This is a genomic window from Synechococcus sp. R55.8, assembly GCF_047461895.1.
GTDB lineage: Bacteria > Cyanobacteriota > Cyanobacteriia > Thermostichales > Thermostichaceae > Thermostichus.
Genome location: NZ_JANSIB010000055.1, coordinates 1 through 17,228 on the forward strand (window position 1 = coordinate 1; position 17,228 = coordinate 17,228).

The window sequence follows — 17,228 nt, forward strand, 5'->3', positions numbered from 1 at the left end:
CTCCCGGCACTGACCCTACGGGTACAGTGCGGGGCTCCTGCGATTTCTAGCTGAACCGAGGCTCACGGTATAGTGGTTCAGGCGAATCCGATGAGTGCAGAGGGATCCCCGCCCATCCTCAACTCAGTCCGGTTGGGTTTAACCCTCGCCAAGGTGTCTGTTGTGGAGAGGAGATGAATGCTGAAGCCAAAGCATGCCTGCCGGCCCCTGCTGCCGACTTGTGGGAGCTCGGATTCCCCTATCGAAAAAGGATGCTCTGTTGTAGCTTATACAGCCTTGGCCATTTTAGCGCTTGGCTTGGTCGGTTGCGGCGAGGGAACCACTCCCCTGGGCCCACTGGAAAATGTCTTTCTGCGGGCGGATGATTTTGAAATTACAGGGGGATCCCCGGCAGCGGGCGCAGTGGGGCCCTACCTACAGTTCAACATGCGGCGGCAGCGGGATAACCAAATCCTAAATCGCCCCCTTAATGTCTATGTGGACAACGCCGGGCTGGCAGAAAGGCGGAATCCCCTTTTGGATAACCAAAACCGTCCTATTCTCTTACAGCGCTCGGTGGCCTTCTTGGGCAATGGGCTGGATCTGAACAGAGATGGCCAGCCGGATCTGCCCCCCAAAGAACCCCCCAGCTTCACCAGTGGCCCGCTGCTGCCCTACGCCCCGCCCAATCAGTGGCAAAGTCGGGCTGCCCTTGCCTATGTCCCCGGACAGGCCAATATCCCCGGACGGAGTCCCAGCGACCGCTTTGGCATCTACTTTTCTTCCATCCTGCCCTACACCGGGCAGCTTCGCTTTCGCGCCCGCGACGAGCTGGGCAATGCCTTTGCCCGCACCTTTGAGGTCACCTACCCGCCGGCAGCCAGCCGCGCCACGGTCACGGTTACCTTGGCCAACCTCACCGCCACTGCCCAAGAGCCGGTTCTCATTGCCATTTGTAACCAGTTGGGAGCTGCTGCCGTGGTGGGCCTGCGGAGTGGCACGTTCACCGAGCTGGTGGATCTCCTGCCGGCCCCAGGGCTGCCGGTGGATCCCACCTTGAGCGAGCCCATCCGCTATGTGGCCGAAGCTTATCAATTTAACCGCGATCGAGCCGTCATCCGCGTTTCCCAGAATCCCACGGATCCCAGCCGCATGAGCGTTCCTCTACTGGGATTTGAAGGGACAACCGGTCGGGCAGATCTGACGCTGGTGAACTCTGTAGGGGATCGGCTTACCTGCTTCAACGATCGGCTTTCGGATCTGCGGGATACGTTTTCTGACTTTTTCAGATAGTCAATTCAAATAGCAATGAGACACTGACCGGTAGAATAGTCCGACTCGCAAAAGCAGGCCTTGTCACTTCATCAACAGAAGTTCCTCCATCTGCATGCATCCTTGCCCTCTTGAAAGCACTGCGGTCGCTTCAAACTAGATTGAGACGCTCCCCAAGCGTTCCGCGCTGCTTTTACCGACTCCCATACCCTTCCCTTCCGCTGTATGACCGGCTTTGTACGTCTGTGGGTCTGCTCCCTTCCTGGACATGCCCTACGACTCTCTCTCAGGTCAAGGCTTCTTTCTGAGGTCTACTGGCATGCCATCCTACCTGTAACGTCATCTCATCCTCAACTGAATTGACCATAGATCTGGAATCGTTTTACTGGTGTGCGAAGCAACTATACTTGCAATGTCGTGAAAGCGGCTCAACCGACAAAACCTCAGGGCAGATGCTGCAAGGCCAGCGCCAACTGTTCGTACTCTGCCAAACGGTTGTAGACCTGGGCCGAGATGCGTACCCAAAGCTGCCCGGCGAAGGGGATGATCGGAACCTCAATGCGGTACTTGTACCAGAGGTAATCGTGAAGCCGACGGGCGCGCTCCTCAAGAGGAAGCTCAGGGATCCACTGCTGCCAAAATGGCGGCAAGGGTAGGGTGGCCATAAAGCCCAACATCTTTTCGGGGGCGGGCGGGATCCCCTCAAGAGCCTCCAAGAGCAACTGCCGCGCCTGCAGCAGCAGAGTGTGGTTGTGCTGACGGATGTTGTCCAGTCCCACCCCTTGGATAAACGCCAGGGCTGCTGAAATGGCCAACCAAGCGCTGGGATCCCGTGTGCCCACCCAGTCGAACTCCGCTGTGAACCCTTGCCCATAGCCGTGGGAGATCACCGTAGGATGAGTTTGGGCCTGTCGATAGGGGGCCACCCACAAAAAGGCACAGCCTTTCGGGGCAAACAGCCACTTGTGGGCATTGCCGGTGTACCAATCGGCTCCTAGCTTTTCCAACTCCAAGGGGAGAACTCCGGGGGCATGGGCGCCATCCACCAAAACCGGGATCCCGCGCTCCCGACAGAGGCCGATCAGCTCAGGCAGGGGGTAGATCAGAGCCGTAGGCGAGGTGAGGTGATCCAACACCGCCAGGCGAGTTTGGGGAGTGAGGATGGCCTCGAAGGCCGCGATAACCTGCTCCGGCCCCGCAATGGGGAAAGGGATCTGCGCCTCAACTGGGATGGCTCCCCACTGGGCACAGATGTACTGCAATGCCTGACGAACGGCCCCGTAACCGTGATTGGTGCAGGCGATCTGATCCTCTGGCCGGAACCGCAGCGAGCGCAAAACGGCATTGACCCCGCTGGTGGCATTTTCCACAAACACCAAATTTTCAGGTTCGGCCCCGACGAAATGGGCCAGTTCTGCTGCCGCCGCCCGCAAGGCTCGAGGAAGTTCCTCTCCCATAAACTGCACCGGCTGAGCCTCAAGGCGTTCCCGCCATACACTCTGGGCCTGCAACACCTTTTTCGGGGTCGCGCCGTAGGAGCCGTGATTCAAAAAAACGGCTTGCGGATCCAGTCCCCACAAGGAGCGTTCGCAAAGCGGTGCATCGGCGCTGAGGGCAGAGCTAAAGCGAGGAGAAGTGGATCCCATATTGGGGAAAGAAGGCATGGTTCACTCCCTCTGTCCCTGGACGATGCAGGAAAAAGATGGGGGAATTGCTGCGATCTGTGTGAGGGGTTTGCTCAGAAATCCGAAGATATCAACACCTATCAACACCGCTGATGTGGAGACCAATGGCATCTCGGCTGAATGTCAGAACCTAAGGCTCTTTGAGACGGATTCTCTTAGGTTGATCTATTGGCCGTCACCCAATTCTGGGCCGAGATCCGAGAGGGGGGCAATTTTGCTGAGCTTGATTTTAGGGTTGCTGGCAGCAAATTGCTGTAAAGTCCACTCGTTCTTAAACAGAAGAACGGGCCTGTCTTGAATGTCTTTAACAACTAGGGTGTTAAACAAGCTGGGAATATTCTCCAGCGCCTTCCAGCCATTCTCGACCCAGCGAGCCAGTGTGTAGGGCAACATCTCCAGTCGGGTTTCGACGTTGTATTCACTTTCAAGGCGATACTGCAAAACCTCAAACTGCAACTGGCCCACCGCTGCCACAATCGGATCCCGTTTGGAATCGTCGATAGAGTACATGATTTGTACAGCCCCTTCTTCCCGCAGTTCCGCTACCCCTTTCTGGAACTGCTTAAACTTGGAAGGATTGGGATTCTTCAAGTAGGCAAACAGCTCAGGAGAAAAGCTAGGGATCCCGGCGTAGCGCAGCTTCGGGCCGGTGTAGATGGTATCCCCAATGGTGAAGATGCCGGGATTATTCAGGCCGATCACATCCCCAGGGTAAGCTTCATCGATGGAGATGCGCTCTTGAGCAAACAACTTCTGGGGATAAGATAGGCGAATGGGACGATTGAGGCGGGCATGGTTGACCACCATATCCTTCTCAAACTTGCCGGAACAGATGCGCACAAAAGCAACGCGATCCCGATGGCGGGGATCCATGTTGGCCTGCAGTTTAAAGACGAAGCCCGTAAACTCAGGATGTTCGGGCGGGATCAGTCCGGCAGTGCTCTCGTGAGGCATTGGCGGTAAGGAATACTCCAAAAACGCATTGAGAAAAAGCTCCACCCCAAAATTGGTCATGGCACTGCCGAAAAAGACCGGGGTTTGTTTGCCAGAATGCACCTGTTTTAGATCCAAGGTGGGCATGAGACCATCCAGCAGTTCCAGCTCTTCCTTGAATCGGTAATACAAGTCCTTGTCGATCAACTCCTCAATTTGCGGATCCCCAAGTTTAATGACGGTATCTTGAACTTTTAGCCGCCCCCCAGATACCCGCTCAAAGAAATGAAACTCCTGAGTCCGACGGTCAAATAGGGCAGTAAACCGCTCGCCTGAGCCAATTGGCCAGTTGACAGGATAGGGCTTGAGGCCCAGTTCTGTCTCAATTTCATCCATCAGCTCCAAGGGATCCCGACTTGGGCGATCCATCTTGTTGATAAAGGTAAAAATCGGCAGCCCCCGCATCTGACACACTTCAAACAGCTTGCGGGTCTGGGTTTCCAACCCTTTGCCGGCATCTTCCAGCATCACGGCATTGTCAGCCGCTGCCAGGGTGCGATAGGTGTCTTCGCTGAAGTCCTGGTGGCCGGGAGTATCCAGCAGATTGAGACGAATGTTGCGGTAATCAAATTGCAGGACGGTAGAGGTGATGGAAATACCCCGCTGCTTTTCCAGTTCCATCCAGTCGGAAGTGGCCCGCTTTTGCGCCCGACGGGCCTTCACAGCTCCCGCTTCTTGAATGGCCCCCCCGTACAACAGCAGCTTTTCGGTGAGGGTGGTCTTCCCCGCATCGGGATGGGAAATAATGGCAAAGGTGCGCCGTTGCTCTACAGCTTTGGCCAAATCAAGTTCTTTCATCAACTGTTGCCGCTCCACTACAACCTGGTCGTTTTAAAGAAGATGACGTTGCAATGCTGTCTCCTAAACGATGGGAGAAATAGGGAGAAGATAGAAAAACAAAAGTGAGAAGTAGGGTGAATAATGCACTTGATGATAATGGGCTTGGGTTGCCGCCAGGTAGCGAGGGGGAGAGAGCACAGGCCGAAAAGCGCGAAAAGCCAACAGAACCATTTTGACCCTAGCACAGGAACAGGGATCCCTGTTGTCTGGCATACTGGCGGAGATCTTGAGGGGGAATTTCCCAGGCCAACCGGCCAGAACTCAAAGCAGATGCTGCTCGTTGTTGTTGCGCAACGCTGACGTGAAGAGCAGTTGCTCAATCGTGGCAATGGTGAAGTTTTGGCTGATCACCAGCCGCTCGACGCGAATGCGGTGGGCTTGCAGGAGGCAATCTTGCTGCAAGGGCTTGGGCAATTGTTCCCAATGATCCAGCAGGACTTCCAGCAAAATCTCGCCCGGTAGCCCGGTGGCGCTTTCCAGGGATCCCAGCTTTTCTACCCTCTCGGCAGACCATTTGAGGGTAAGCTTTTGCAGGCCCAGTTGTGCATCCAGAGCCTCGCGGGGATCCGACTGGGCACCCTGCCCATTGGGGGTGCCATTGCGGCGAACCCCATTGTCGGTGCAAGCAGTAGCAGGGGGCAAAAGCTCGGCTGGCTTTTCAGTTGGCAGCGAAGTATTGGCCCATTTGGCCAGACTGACCTGGGGTGGGGAGACAACCCTTTCCACCTCGACCGGAGCGGGCAACAAGCTGGACAAGGGATCGGCACCAAGATCCCTATCCTGAGAAAGAGCTTCAGGTGGGGAGAGCACACCGGCCAGGAGAGGAATCGGCCCTAGCTCTGGCGGGGTTGTGGGGCACAGACGGGACGAGGCCGCGAGAGATGGATCGGGCTCAATATCCAATGCCGCAGGGTGAGACAGATCCAGGGAATCCGTTCCCCTGTCGTCTTTTGGACGGAGCGGAGCATCAACGCAGTCGGCAGCCGTAGGCGCAAGTTCCATCGGCTCTGGCTGCTTATTCACCCCCATGCGCGAGAGCAGATCCGCCTTGGTGGGGCCGGTGGGCAATTTTTTTTTGGGAGGCTTCTTGGCAGTAGCCATGTTAGCGGGCCTCCAGCACAGCCTTGAGGACCTCACGATAAGGTTGGGCCAGGAGATCTTCCCCTGCCTCCGCCAAGGACCAGCCCATGCTGTTGGTTTGCTGCACCACTGTACTTTGCCGCACCGGCGTGAAAATGGGGATCCCTTGCATCATTTCCGCCAAGGCTTCCACCGCGGCCCGCGACATTTTGGTGCGGTTGTTGCCCACCCACTGTTCCCGTGTGGGGAGCACCCCCAAAAACTTGGGCACATGAAAATCCAGCTCTTCCAATTCTTTCAACAGCACCAGGGTACTTAGGGCCCCCATCACCCCCTTTTGGGTACATTCCGTCGGCACCACCAGCAGATCGGCGCTGAGAATGCTGTTGTAGGTGAGCAACCCTTTCGAGGGGGGGCTGTCGATGACCAAAAAGTCATACTCCGGCAAAATCGGTCGCAAAGCCCGCTTCAAAAACAGCTCCCGCCCCGGCTCCATCACGATCGCATCCATAGCCCGCGAGAGACTGTAATCGCTGGGGGCCAACCACAGCCGCTCCTGGCGATCCTCATTCAACGGCGGACGGATAATCTCCCGAATGTGAACCCGATCCGCCCCCGGCAAAATCGTCTCGGCAATGGTGGCCGACTCCGACAGATCCGTCCAGCCCATCCACTGGCTCAGGTTGCCCTGTGGGTCAAAGTCAACAGCCAGCGTCTTGCCATGCTCGGCCAGCATGATGGCCAAGTTGAGGGCGGCTGTGGTCTTTCCGGATCCCCCACTCAAACAGGCAACGGTGATGACAAGCGCCGTTCTGCCAGACATGAGTTATCCCCTCGTAGCCCATCCCCTAACACTATAGCTAGGGTTAAGCAATGGTGTTCACACTTCAGATAGGGATCCCGCCGCTGGGAATGGCCTACAGGGATCCAGCCGCTGGGAGCTGAGCTTCCTCAGTTCTTTTCGATCCTCGGATTGAATTCTCAGAGGGAAGACACAAACCGGTGCAGCCGCTGCAGCCCTTTTTCGAGGGTGGTGCGATCGGCAGCATAGGAAAGGCGAATGTAGGAATCTGCCCCAAAGGCTACCCCCGGCACAGCAGCCACGTGGTGTTCCTTGAGCAGCTGCCGGCAAAACTCCACCGAACTTAACCCGGTTTGGCCGATGTTGACAAACACATAAAATGCACCTTCTGGCTCCGGGCAAGTCACCCCCGGCAAGGTGCGGATCCCGTCCAGCATCAGATCTCGCCGCTGCCAGAATTCTTGGCGCATTTTTTCCACAGCTGCTGCCGATAGGGGGCTGGTCAGGGCTTCCAGAGCACCGTACTGGGCGAAGGTGCAGACATTGGAGGTGCTGTGGCTTTGCAGGTTGATGGCTGCCTCGATGATGGGCTTGGGCCCGGCCAAGTAGCCCACCCGCCAGCCGGTCATGGCGTAGGCTTTGGCAAAGCCACTGCTGAGAATCAGGCGCGGCATCAAGTCAGGGCAAAGGGATCCCAGGCTGATGTGGCGGGCTTGTCCATAAACCAGCTTTTCGTAGATCTCGTCGCAGATCACGTACAGATGGGGGGCGGAGAGGATCACCTCTGCCAGAGCTGCCAGCTCGTGCTGGTGGTAAACGGCTCCGGTGGGGTTGGCCGGCGAGTTGAGAATCAGCAGCTTGCTGCGGGGGGTGAGGGCCTGGCGCAGTTGGGCGGCGGTGAGCTTGAACCCCTGAGCCTCTTCCGTCTGCACCTGCACAACCTTTGCCCCTGCCAAAATGGCAATTTCGGGGTAGCTGACCCAGTAGGGAACAGGCAGGATCACTTCATCGCCGGGATCCAGCAGCACCATGGCCAGGTTAAACAGGGTTTGCTTGCCGCCGTTGCTGATCAGGATTTGGTCGTGGCTGAACTCCAGGCCGTTTTCCTGCCGCAGCTTATCGGCCACTGCTTGGCGAAGGGCGGGGATCCCAGCGGTGGGGCCGTAACGGGTTTTGCCCTCTTCCAGAGCACGGATGGCCGCGGCCCGAATGTGGTCAGGCGTATCGAAATCCGGCTCGCCCGCGCTCAAGCTACACACATCCAGCCCCTCTGCCTGCATGGCTTTAGCCAGAGCCGAAATGGACAACGTGGGGGAAGGGGATAGATGGGCGACCCGTTGGGACAAGCCGGCAGCAGACACCATCGGTTGGGAAGCTCTTTGGTTTATTTTAAGGTTCTCAAGCAGGGCCAATCTAGATAGCTAGGCTACTGCGGTCAACAGGCGGGTACCATCCACCAACAGCAGTTTGTTGCCCTCTCGCTCTACCAACAGATCCCAAAACTCGCCCGCCACAGCTCCGGGCAAGAACCCTTCCAAGCGCAATTGCAGAGGAGCAAATTGCTTGGTTCCCTGGGGCTTGCGCCGCACGGTCACCTCAACAAAGCCATCGTGGGGCTGGACGATGCCGCGAATGTTAAAGCCTTCCTCTGTGTCCTCAGGGGCAGGCAAAAACGGTTCTTCTTCCCACTCTGGGTCTTGCTCCTCTTCCGGCAGGGCCAGGATGCGGATGATGCTCAAGCCCAAAGCCCCCCCTGAACGCGGCTGCGGCTGCACGTAGTACCAGTAGGTATGGCCGCTCTTGATGCAGTGCTCGAAGGGGCCGAGAAGCTCGGCGCGTCCGGGGGTAGCCGGATATTCTGCTCCGTCAGAGGCAACCAAGGTTGCCTGCGCATAAGTCTTGGGGATCGATTTCAGGGATCCCTTAATCAGGCCCAAAGCGCGGAACTGGTAGGGGTGGGCGGGAGGAGGCAATGGGTTCATGGCGGCCAGATCTTGGAAAGCCAGGGAAGTAGAGTCCATCATCTTAATCCTATGGCGATCCTCAGATTGGAATATCCAGGGCTTTCCTCAGCATCGCCTCCAGCTCATCGCCCTGCCGACTTGCGCACCGCGATCAAGCTGCTGGTGGTGCCCAGAAAAACCCCCATCCCCAACAACATCGACGGCAAGAGCCAAAACTCCAGTTGGCTGCGATCTGCCTGCATCACCTTGAGGAAGGGCAAGGCAATCAACTGCTCCAGCAGCTCCTGCAGCAACTGCTGGGATCCCAAGATCAATCCCCAAGCTCCCACTGCGCTGATCACCCCAAACAGGCACCCTTGCAAAATAAAGGGCAAGTAAATCCAGGCTGCCGTCGCCCCCACCAATTGCATCACCTCGATCTCCCGCCGCCGCGCCATGACGATGAGGCGAATGGTGGTGGTGATGACCGCCACCGCTGTCAGGGCCAACACGCCGGTAATGGTCAGGGATCCCAGCCGTAGCATGTCCTGGAGCTGGGCCAGTTGCTCCACAATGCGGTCGCCGTAGTAGACCTCATCCACCCCTTCCAGTTGGCGAATCTGCTCCGCCACTTCCCCCAAGGCTTCGGTGGAATCCGCCTTAACCCGCAGAGCATCCACCAAGGGGTTCTCCCCCAACTGGGTTTCCATGGCCGCCTCGTCTTGGATCCCCATTTCCAGCAAAAGGTTGCGCCAAGCCTGGTCTTTGGTGATGACCTTCACCTCGGCCACATGAGGCAGTTGGGCGACCTGAGGTTGCAGCTCCACCCCCTGCCGTTCCGGCTCCAGGTAGACGGAGATCTCCAGTTGTCCTCCCAGCGACTGCACCGTGGCATCCACGCCCCAGGACAGCTCAACGCCGATCCCCACCAAGAACAGCAACACCAGCAGGGTGCTCACAGCGGCCCAGTTCAGCCAGCCCCCCCGCCGCAACCCCAAAAAAGTCTCCTGTAGGAGATAGCGGATTTTATTGAGAAATCGGGAGAGAGATTGCATGCTGTTCTCCATCCAACAATCAATGGGCTCAGACCCTTGCCCCCTGGAGCTCAACAGAGCCTGTGGAGAGCAAAATAGGGATCCCGGCAGCCCTCAGCGCAGATCATACAGGCGCCCTCCCTCCATGCGCACCACCCGGTGGCCGGCCCGCTCCACCAGATAGGGGTCATGGCTGGTCATGATGACGGTCACCCCAAAGGAATTGAGCCGCTCCAAAATCTGGAGAACCAAGAGGGAGTTTTCCGGATCTAGGTTTCCTGTTGGCTCGTCCGCCAGCAGCAGCACCGGCATGTTGACAATGGCCCGGGCCAGGCTAAGGCGCTGCTGTTCCCCCCCCGAAAGCTCATGGGGAAAGTGATCTCGCTTTTCGGTCAGCCCCACCATCTTTAGGGTCGGCCCGATGCGACGGCGGATTTCTGCGGGGGATAGCCCTTGGGCGCGCAGCACGAAGGCCACATTTTCTGCCAGGGTGCGGTTGGCCAGAAGGCGATAATCTTGGAAAACCACCCCCAAGCGCCGCCGCAACATGGCCAGCGGACGCGGTGGGATGCGGTAGGGTCGCCGCCGCCCTTCAGAAGAAAATAGACAGACTTGATCGACGATGACCGTGCCCTCGGTGGCCTGTTCCGCCCCGTAGAGCAGTCGCAAAAGAGTGGACTTGCCTGCTCCGGAGACCCCCGTTACGAACACGAACTCGCCGCGGCGCACCTCCAAGTTCACATCCTGAAAAATCAAGTTGCCGTTGGGAAAGACCTTGCTCACGCCCCGCAAGGACACCATGCTGGCCGGGGCTTGCAGGGATCCGGATTGGGTGCTGCCGTAAAAGCCCAGGGTGGCCTCTGGATTGGCCGGGGCAGGGGGATGAGGGGTCGGAGCCGTACCCGCCCAACGGTGTAAGCGAGGAGGATAGCCGATGTGCTGACCGATCACCATAGTAAGCGCCTAGACAGAGGAGGGAGAGAGCGCCGGCAGACTAGGGGCGCAAACGAGAAGAGGGATCCCACAGCACTCGCCAGACAAAGCTGGGCAGAGCTAACATGCGTCGCCAGCGCCAGGGTTCCTGATAGAGACGATACAACCATTCCAGGTGATGGTCACGCCACCAACGGGGCGCTCGCCGTTTTTGGCCGGCCCAAATGTCCAAGCTGCCCCCCACCCCCATCCAGATGGCTTGGGGCAAAAGGGGACGCCACTTTTGGATCCACAGCTCCTGCCGCGGGGATCCCAGCCCCACCCACACCAGTTGCGGTCGAAATTCCTGGAGAGCTTGCAGAAGCTCTTTTTCTTCCTCGCTAGAGAAGTAGCCGTGGTAGCCCCAAATGGTCAAACCAGAAAACTGGGCTTGCCAATGTCGAACCGCCGCCCGGTTGACTTCCGGCCTTCCCCCCACCAGGGCCAAGCGCCACCCCCGTTCTGCCGCCAACGGGATCAGGGTTTCTGCCAGCTCGATCCCCGGCACCCGCTGGACGCGGATCCCCTGCCGCCGCAGGGCCCACACCACCCCAATGCCATCGGGGATCACCAGCTCTGCTGCCTGCAGCACCTGGGCAAAGGCGGGATCCCGCTGCGCCTGCATGATCATTTCCGGGTTGCAGGTAACCACCTGAGCGCCCTGACCCTCCCGGATACGCGCCTCAATCCACGTGGTGTAGCTCTGTAGGCTGGCCTCCGGCAGAGCAAGGTGCAGGTTCACGCCCAGAATCGAATGGATGGCTAACGACACTACCGACCGAACGCTGGCCCCCACTGGAGCCGTTGGACACGCTTTTAAGATAGCCCGGACCTTCTCCCAGAGGGAGAGGGGAGTTCGAGGAGGCATTTCATGGCTATTTGACCACGAAAATCTCTTCCCTCAGGCATCCGCGGCGGCATCCACGGCGTATCTCCATCAGACCAGGCCGAGAGGGAATTGCCCGACCCAGAGCAAGTCCCTGAAGGTTGGTTGCCATCTTTCGAGACAGGAGACTTGAGATGAAGACTGCAAAGACTCCCTTCGCTCTGCCTCAATTGGCCGCCGAATGGGATCCCAGCCCTGCAACCTCCCGCCGCAGCTTGTTGTTGGCTGGTTTGCTGGCGGGCGTAGGTGGAGCAATTGGATTGCGCACCCTGCCCGGTGCCGCCCAGTCCAACACTGCCGACATCGCCATCCTCAACGCGGCCATTGACTTGGAACAGCAGGCAATCTGGGCCTACAAAACCGCTGCCGGCAAGTTGAGCAATACTGAGGTGGGCAAGATCGTGTTGGAAGTGGCCACCAAGAACCTGAAGGATCACGAACAGCACCGGGATCTGCTGGCGGGCGCCGTGCGGCAACTGGGGGGGATCCCCTCTCGGGCCCGGGATAGCTACGACCTTTCCACCTACATCGACAACAAAGAAGGCAATCTCGACTCCGATGCCAACATTGCCAAGCTGGCCCTGGCTCTGGAGTTTGATGCAGCCTTGGCTTACAACGACGCGTTTACCCAGCTTTCCAACAAAGACCTGGTGGCTGCCGCCAGCACCATTGGCCCCAACGAAGTTGCCCATGCCACTGCAATCCGGGCCGTGTTCCACAGCCTTGATCCCAGCATTCTGGTGGTGCCTGCCCCCTTTGTCAGCGCCGAGACTCGGGAGCGCTGGATCCTGAAGGTGTAGAGCTGTTGGTAACCCCTGCCGGCGATGAGGCGATGATCTGCAAAGCCTTCCAACGTCCTCTGTAGGACTTGGGGCTTGGAGATCCAAGTGCTCTGCACTGCTGTCGCAATCGCCTTCTTCTGAACGCCTCAGCCTTTGTTCTCTTCCTAAACCTGTGTGGAGAAAGCCCTATGCCGATGACGCGGCGGTTGCTGTTGCTCAGTGGACTGGGATCCCTGCTCAATGTGGGGGCTATCTTGGCCGTGGATCGGTGGCGACAAGCCAGCTCTGTTGCGGGGCGAGATCCTGTCGAGGCAACGGCGGAAGCAGAGGTGATCATTCGCGGGTTTCAATACCTGCCCCCGGAGATCATCCTCAAGCGGGGGGGCAAGGTGACCTTCACCAACCTGGATTCCACCCCCCACACGGCTACTCCTGTGGAGGGAGCGCAGTTTCAAGGGACGGGACGGCTAAGTCGCAACGAGAGCAAAGCGGTGGTGTTCGAAGTAGCTGGGATCCAGGACTATTTCTGCGAGATCCACCCCAGCATGGTGGGCCGCATTGTCGTCGTCGATTAGGTGAAGGCCATGCAAATGGAACCCCTGGGATCCCCTCTTCCCTTCTGGAACATTTGTCGGCGGGTGTACCTGGTTTGGGCCGTCCTTTTGGGGATTGGGTTTGCTGCCACCCAGTTTCACCAAGAGGCCAACATCAACTGGCTGTGGCTGGTGATTTCCCTGATTGGGTTGGGCTACATGGTGCGGCAGACTAGCTTGCCGGAGTTTCGAACAGCCGGACTGGCCCACCTCTACTTTGTGGGTTTGGTGTGGACGTTGGTGATCGCCCAGGGCATGATCCTCTCGGTGCTGCCCTTTGTCGGGCGTACCCCTTTGGCAGCTTTGAGCCCATACCTGGGGGTGTTTTGGCTGTGGCAAATGGGGCTGGGTCACTGGCTCAACGGCTTGGTGGATCCGCCGCGTCTCCCCTACTGGATGACCGGTGGGATCCAGATCCTGGCCGGAGTTGCCTGCCTGCTGTGGGGGCTGGAATGGCAGTTTGCGGTGGCAGGGGGAATCGGGGCCTTGGCCATGCTTCTTTTGATCCGGTTGCACTGACCCGTTCACTGATCTGACTTTGGGGTCTTATCCAGGCGCACTCGCCAAACTCCACCTCCCACGGCCACTTCATCCCCAGGGCGCAGCTTGCGTCCCCGCCGGGTTTCCACCTCACCATTCACCCGCACTTGCCCCGCTTGGATGAGCTGCTTGGCCTGCCCGCCGGTGGGAACAACCCCCGCCAGCTTGAGGAATTGATCCAGCTTGATTACAGGATCCGTCGCCGGCTGGGGATCCCTTTGAGCAGTCTCCGCCATCACTTCACCCAAATGGTTTTGACATTCACAAATTCCAGGATCCCTTCCCGGCTCAGTTCCCGTCCATACCCTGAGCGTTTGATGCCACCGAAGGGAAGGCGCGGGTCGGACTTGACCATGCCATTGATGAATACGGATCCCGCCTCCAGCTCCTCCAGCAGGCGCTCTTGTTCCTCTGGATCGGTTGTCCAGGCGCTGGCACCCAGGCCAAAGGGCGTGTTGTTGGCCAGCTCAATGGCTGCCGACACATCCGGGACGGTGAACAGCAGCGCCACCGGCCCGAACACCTCCTGGTGGGCCACCGGATGATCCGGGGGGATGTCGCTCAGGATCGTGGGCGGGTAAAAATTCCCTCCCAAGGGGGATCCGCCGATATGGACTTTGGCTCCTGCTTGCACCAAAGCCTGCACCTGTCCATCCACCTCTTGCAGAATGCTGGCAGTAGCCAGAGGCCCCACATCGGTTTGCGGATCCAAGGGATCCCCCACCTTGAGCTGGCGAAATCGCTCCGTCATGGCAGCCGTGAAAGGTTCGGCGATAGCCCTGTGTAGGATAAATCGTTTGGCGGCAATGCAGGATTGGCCGTTGTTGATCAGACGGGCCGTGACCGCTGTGGCGACTGCTGCCTCCAGATCGGCGCTGGGCAGCACGATGAAGGGATCGCTCCCTCCCAGTTCCAACACCGTTTTTTTCAGATATTGACCGGCCAAACGGGCCAGGCTGGAGCCGGCGGCTTCGCTGCCGGTGAGGGCGGCCCCCCGCACCCGTTCATCCGCCACCACCTCTGCCACCTGGGCTGCTGTGATCAGCAGGGTTTGAAAGACCCCTGGCGGAAATCCCCCCTCCCGAAAGATCTGCTCTAGGGTCAAAGCCGATTGGGGCACGTTGGAAGCATGTTTGAGCAGAAGGGTGTTGCCCGCCATCAGGGCTGGGGCGGCACAGCGAAACACCTGCCAAAAGGGAAAGTTCCAGGGCATCACTGCCAAAATCACCCCCAGCGGCTGGTAGCGGATCCCGCTGCGGCTGGCAAAGTGCTCCGCACCGGTGGCATTCGCGTAAGCGTTGCGTAGCAATATGGAGCGCTCGGCCAAGAATCCCTCTGCCTCCTCGGCATAGTAGCGACAAACCCAAGCGGATTTTTCCACTTCCGCAACGGCAGAGGCCAAGGTTTTGCCCATCTCCAGGCTGATTAGGCGGCCAAACTCCGCTTTGCGCTCCTCCAGGATCCCTGCCACCCGCTTCAGCCAGGCGGATCGCTGAGCAAACGGGATCCGACGATAGCTCTGAAACCGCTCGTGGGCTTGGGCGATACAGCTTTGGATCTGCCCAGCGTCGAAAACGGGGTAGCGAGCCAATTCCTCTCCGGTGGCGGGGTTGATGCTGACCAGGTGCCCCTTCGCGTAAGCGTTGCGTAGCAATATCTTTTTCCCTCAACGCCTGTTTCTCCACTCTGGCATTTGCGCTCTGCCTGGAATAGTGCTCCGCACTGCTACTGCGTTCGCGTAAGCGTTGCGTAGCAATATGGAAAGATTTGTGGAGTGGAAGACTTAGCGTTCCAGGCTGCCCATGGAGTCCTTGGCCGTTGGATCCTCGGGAGCAGACCAGAACTCATAGGCTGCTTGCGACAAGCTGGCGATCAGCCCTTCGGCTCTGGGATCGTTGGGGGTTTCTCGCTTCACCCACACCGCCGCCACATAGCGCCGCCCGTTGGGCAAATCCAGGATCCCGGCATCTCCCACCACGGAGCCCAGGGTTCCCGTTTTGTGGGCAATGCGCACCTCTTGGCCCAAGTTGGGCCGGAAGTAGGAGAGCCGTTGGGTGCGCCAGAGAATGTCCAGAAAACGGTCGCGGCTGCGGCGGCTGAGCATGCGCCCCTGTTCCACCTGGCTGAGCAACCAAACCATGTCGCGCGGGCTGCTGGTGTTGGTGCCCTCCAGATCCGGTAGCCACCATGAAATTTGCGTGTGTTGTAGCCCCCACTGCCGAAATTTTTGGTTGAGAGCCTCCTGCCCACCCAGGCGATCGATGATCAGATTGGTGGCGAAGTTGTCGCTGAGGGTGATCATCAGGGTGGCCGCTTCCAAAGCAGAAACCTGGGATCCCAGGGGTCGGGTTTGCAACACACCAGCTCCCCCTCCCTTGAGATCTTCCCGCAGAGTGAGCCTCTCATCCAGCCGCACCTGCCCGGTTTCCACAGCCTGGAAAAAAGCCAAGAGAATGGGGATCTTGATCACGCTGGCGGCAGGAAAAGCCTGATCCGGCCTAACCCCGGCAAAGGCGCCGGTTTCCACCTCCCAAAACAGGGCTCCTGCCGTCAAACCCGGTTGGTCGGCCAAAGCGGCCAAGCGCTCCTGCAAAGCCGGGATCGCTTCTCCCGGCAGAATGTCACTTGGCAATGCCGGCGGGGGAGGATCCCCAAGCTGCGTCGTGGACTGTTCTGTCCGGCCAGCGGTGGTCGATTGCAGCAGTTGCGAGAGGCCCGCCATCGTCAGGCCCAGGATGAGACTTAAGCTCAGTCCCCTGAGCAACACTTGCCCGAGAGATGGAGAACGTCTCAAGCGGCGAGGCCGGGCAGCCCGTTGGCGCAGACGAGCAATGGCTTTCTGGCGAGCAAGACGCAGCGGTTGAGGACGGGAAACCAATAGGGATCCCCTAGGGGCAGGAAGCAGGCGACCAGAACCTGTTTGCGGCTTTGACCCCTCTGGAGGCGGGACGGCGTTCTTGGCAGGTTGTGGAGGGCGGCGGGGATCCCGCGACTTCTCTGGCAAAGGCCTACGGCCCGCTAGCGCGGATGGATCGGTGCCTTTCTTCTCCCTTGCTCTGGTCATAAGAACGATTGCCTTAACACCATACTTCTGACAGACACTGCTGGCAGTTTCACCGACTCCACTCCGGTGAGCTTGGCTTAATTAAACCCACATTAAACCCACAAATTGGCCAACCTGCCCTGACCTAGATTGCAAAACGCCCATCAAACCGTCCTCGCGACACGAAGCCTAGCAACAACCCCGCCAAAGGCAGGATGAGTCCCTGTTGCCAGAGCATCCACTCGGAGTCGTTTTAAAAACTTAGGTTGATCCGTGACCCCCCTTTCCCTCTGGAAGAGGGGCTGGGAATAGTCGCGGAAGCGGCGCGGAGCGCTTTTGCCAAGTCCAGGAAAACCGTCAGCTAGAAATCGCAGGAGCCCCGCACTGTACCCGTAGGGTCACTGCCGGGAGGAATGCGCTTTGATGAAGTACAATGAACTTATGAGCCAAGTCCTGACCATATCCTGCAAGCTCAAGGTGTCCCCGTCGCAAGCCGCCAAATTGGACGCGACGATGGATGCCTTTGTACAGGCATTGAACTGGGTCAACCAAAACACACCAGAAAAAGTAGTCAACGCAGTCAAACTCCAATCCCTTTGCTACTACGAGATTCGAGCCCGGTTTGGCTTGTCCAGTAACTTGGCTCAACAGGTGTGCAGACGGGTAGCGGGTTCCCGCAAAGTGGCTAAGCAGAAAAAGCGTCCCGTCAAGGAGTTTAAGAGCGGCTTTGTTACCTACGACGCCCGTATCTTTTCGTTCCGTCAAAAAGACTGGACGGTGTCGC

Annotated in this window: 16 protein-coding genes and 1 pseudogene; 5 read left to right on the plus strand and 12 right to left on the minus strand. The window is 58.6% G+C overall.

Annotated elements, in window-relative coordinates; all coding sequences use genetic code 11:
- The first annotated feature begins 276 nt into the window (after nt 1–276).
- Nucleotides 277–1,272, plus strand: coding sequence for a hypothetical protein (locus tag NW829_RS07060; RefSeq protein ID WP_414416758.1), 996 nt, complete (start codon nt 277–279; stop codon nt 1,270–1,272).
- A 422-nt stretch (nt 1,273–1,694) separates the two neighbouring features.
- Here the strand turns inward: NW829_RS07060 and NW829_RS07065 are convergent, their stop codons facing one another.
- The 9 genes from NW829_RS07065 to NW829_RS07105 all read right to left on the minus strand — a co-directional run bounded on the left by NW829_RS07065 (nt 1,695) and on the right by NW829_RS07105 (nt 11,342).
- A complete protein-coding gene (locus NW829_RS07065; protein ID WP_414351219.1) occupies nt 1,695–2,915 on the minus strand; it encodes an aminotransferase class V-fold PLP-dependent enzyme in 1,221 nt (406 codons plus the stop codon).
- Nucleotides 2,916–3,101: 186 nt separating this feature from the next.
- Nucleotides 3,102–4,727, minus strand: coding sequence for a peptide chain release factor 3 (locus NW829_RS07070; RefSeq protein ID WP_414416759.1), 1,626 nt, complete (start codon nt 4,725–4,727; stop codon nt 3,102–3,104).
- Between the two features lie 303 nt (nt 4,728–5,030).
- A complete protein-coding gene (locus NW829_RS07075) occupies nt 5,031–5,870 on the minus strand; it encodes a hypothetical protein (protein ID WP_414416760.1) in 840 nt (279 codons plus the stop codon).
- Nucleotide 5,871: 1 nt separating this feature from the next.
- Nucleotides 5,872–6,672 carry a ParA family protein gene (locus tag NW829_RS07080; protein ID WP_011433472.1) on the minus strand — a complete coding sequence of 267 codons (801 nt, stop codon included), beginning with the start codon at nt 6,670–6,672 and terminating at the stop codon, nt 5,872–5,874.
- A 158-nt stretch (nt 6,673–6,830) separates the two neighbouring features.
- A complete protein-coding gene (locus tag NW829_RS07085) occupies nt 6,831–8,015 on the minus strand; it encodes a pyridoxal phosphate-dependent aminotransferase (protein WP_414399639.1) in 1,185 nt (394 codons plus the stop codon).
- A 57-nt stretch (nt 8,016–8,072) separates the two neighbouring features.
- Nucleotides 8,073–8,675: a hypothetical protein gene (locus NW829_RS07090; protein ID WP_414416761.1), complete on the minus strand. Its 603-nt coding sequence runs from the start codon at nt 8,673–8,675 to the stop codon at nt 8,073–8,075.
- 62 nt (nt 8,676–8,737) lie between these two features.
- A complete protein-coding gene (locus NW829_RS07095; protein ID WP_414356127.1) occupies nt 8,738–9,649 on the minus strand; it encodes a cell division protein FtsX in 912 nt (303 codons plus the stop codon).
- A gap of 93 nt (nt 9,650–9,742) precedes the next feature.
- Nucleotides 9,743–10,582, minus strand: a complete 840-nt coding sequence (locus NW829_RS07100) for a cell division ATP-binding protein FtsE (protein ID WP_414416762.1) — start codon at nt 10,580–10,582, stop codon at nt 9,743–9,745.
- Nucleotides 10,583–10,622: 40 nt separating this feature from the next.
- Nucleotides 10,623–11,342, minus strand: coding sequence for a WecB/TagA/CpsF family glycosyltransferase (locus NW829_RS07105; RefSeq protein WP_414416763.1), 720 nt, complete (start codon nt 11,340–11,342; stop codon nt 10,623–10,625).
- Nucleotides 11,343–11,620: 278 nt separating this feature from the next.
- Between NW829_RS07105 and NW829_RS07110 the strand changes: the two genes are divergently transcribed.
- The 3 genes from NW829_RS07110 to NW829_RS07120 all read left to right on the plus strand — a co-directional run bounded on the left by NW829_RS07110 (nt 11,621) and on the right by NW829_RS07120 (nt 13,380).
- On the plus strand, nt 11,621–12,286 hold the full coding sequence (locus tag NW829_RS07110) for a DUF4439 domain-containing protein (protein ID WP_414329579.1): 666 nt from the start codon (nt 11,621–11,623) through the stop codon (nt 12,284–12,286).
- A gap of 170 nt (nt 12,287–12,456) precedes the next feature.
- Complete coding sequence (locus NW829_RS07115) at nt 12,457–12,843, plus strand: plastocyanin/azurin family copper-binding protein (protein WP_414389141.1); 387 nt, start codon at nt 12,457–12,459, stop codon at nt 12,841–12,843.
- A gap of 9 nt (nt 12,844–12,852) precedes the next feature.
- Complete coding sequence (locus tag NW829_RS07120; RefSeq protein WP_414347933.1) at nt 12,853–13,380, plus strand: hypothetical protein; 528 nt, start codon at nt 12,853–12,855, stop codon at nt 13,378–13,380.
- Nucleotides 13,381–13,385: 5 nt separating this feature from the next.
- Here the strand turns inward: NW829_RS07120 and NW829_RS07125 are convergent, their stop codons facing one another.
- The 3 genes from NW829_RS07125 to NW829_RS07135 all read right to left on the minus strand — a co-directional run bounded on the left by NW829_RS07125 (nt 13,386) and on the right by NW829_RS07135 (nt 16,279).
- Nucleotides 13,386–13,637 carry an RNA-binding S4 domain-containing protein gene (locus tag NW829_RS07125; RefSeq protein WP_414329585.1) on the minus strand — a complete coding sequence of 84 codons (252 nt, stop codon included), beginning with the start codon at nt 13,635–13,637 and terminating at the stop codon, nt 13,386–13,388.
- Nucleotides 13,637–15,055: an NAD-dependent succinate-semialdehyde dehydrogenase gene (locus NW829_RS07130; protein ID WP_414389143.1), complete on the minus strand. Its 1,419-nt coding sequence runs from the start codon at nt 15,053–15,055 to the stop codon at nt 13,637–13,639. Before NW829_RS07130 ends, NW829_RS07125 begins: the two co-directional genes overlap by 1 nt.
- Nucleotides 15,056–15,184: 129 nt before the next feature.
- The gene (locus NW829_RS07135) at nt 15,185–16,279 is read right to left on the minus strand and encodes a serine hydrolase (RefSeq protein WP_414389145.1); all 1,095 of its coding nucleotides are present in this window, start codon (nt 16,277–16,279) and stop codon (nt 15,185–15,187) included.
- 606 nt (nt 16,280–16,885) lie between these two features.
- On the opposite strand from NW829_RS07135, the pseudogene NW829_RS07140 reads away from it, so the two are divergent.
- Nucleotides 16,886–17,228: pseudogene (locus NW829_RS07140) on the plus strand (RNA-guided endonuclease TnpB family protein); the annotation flags it as partial.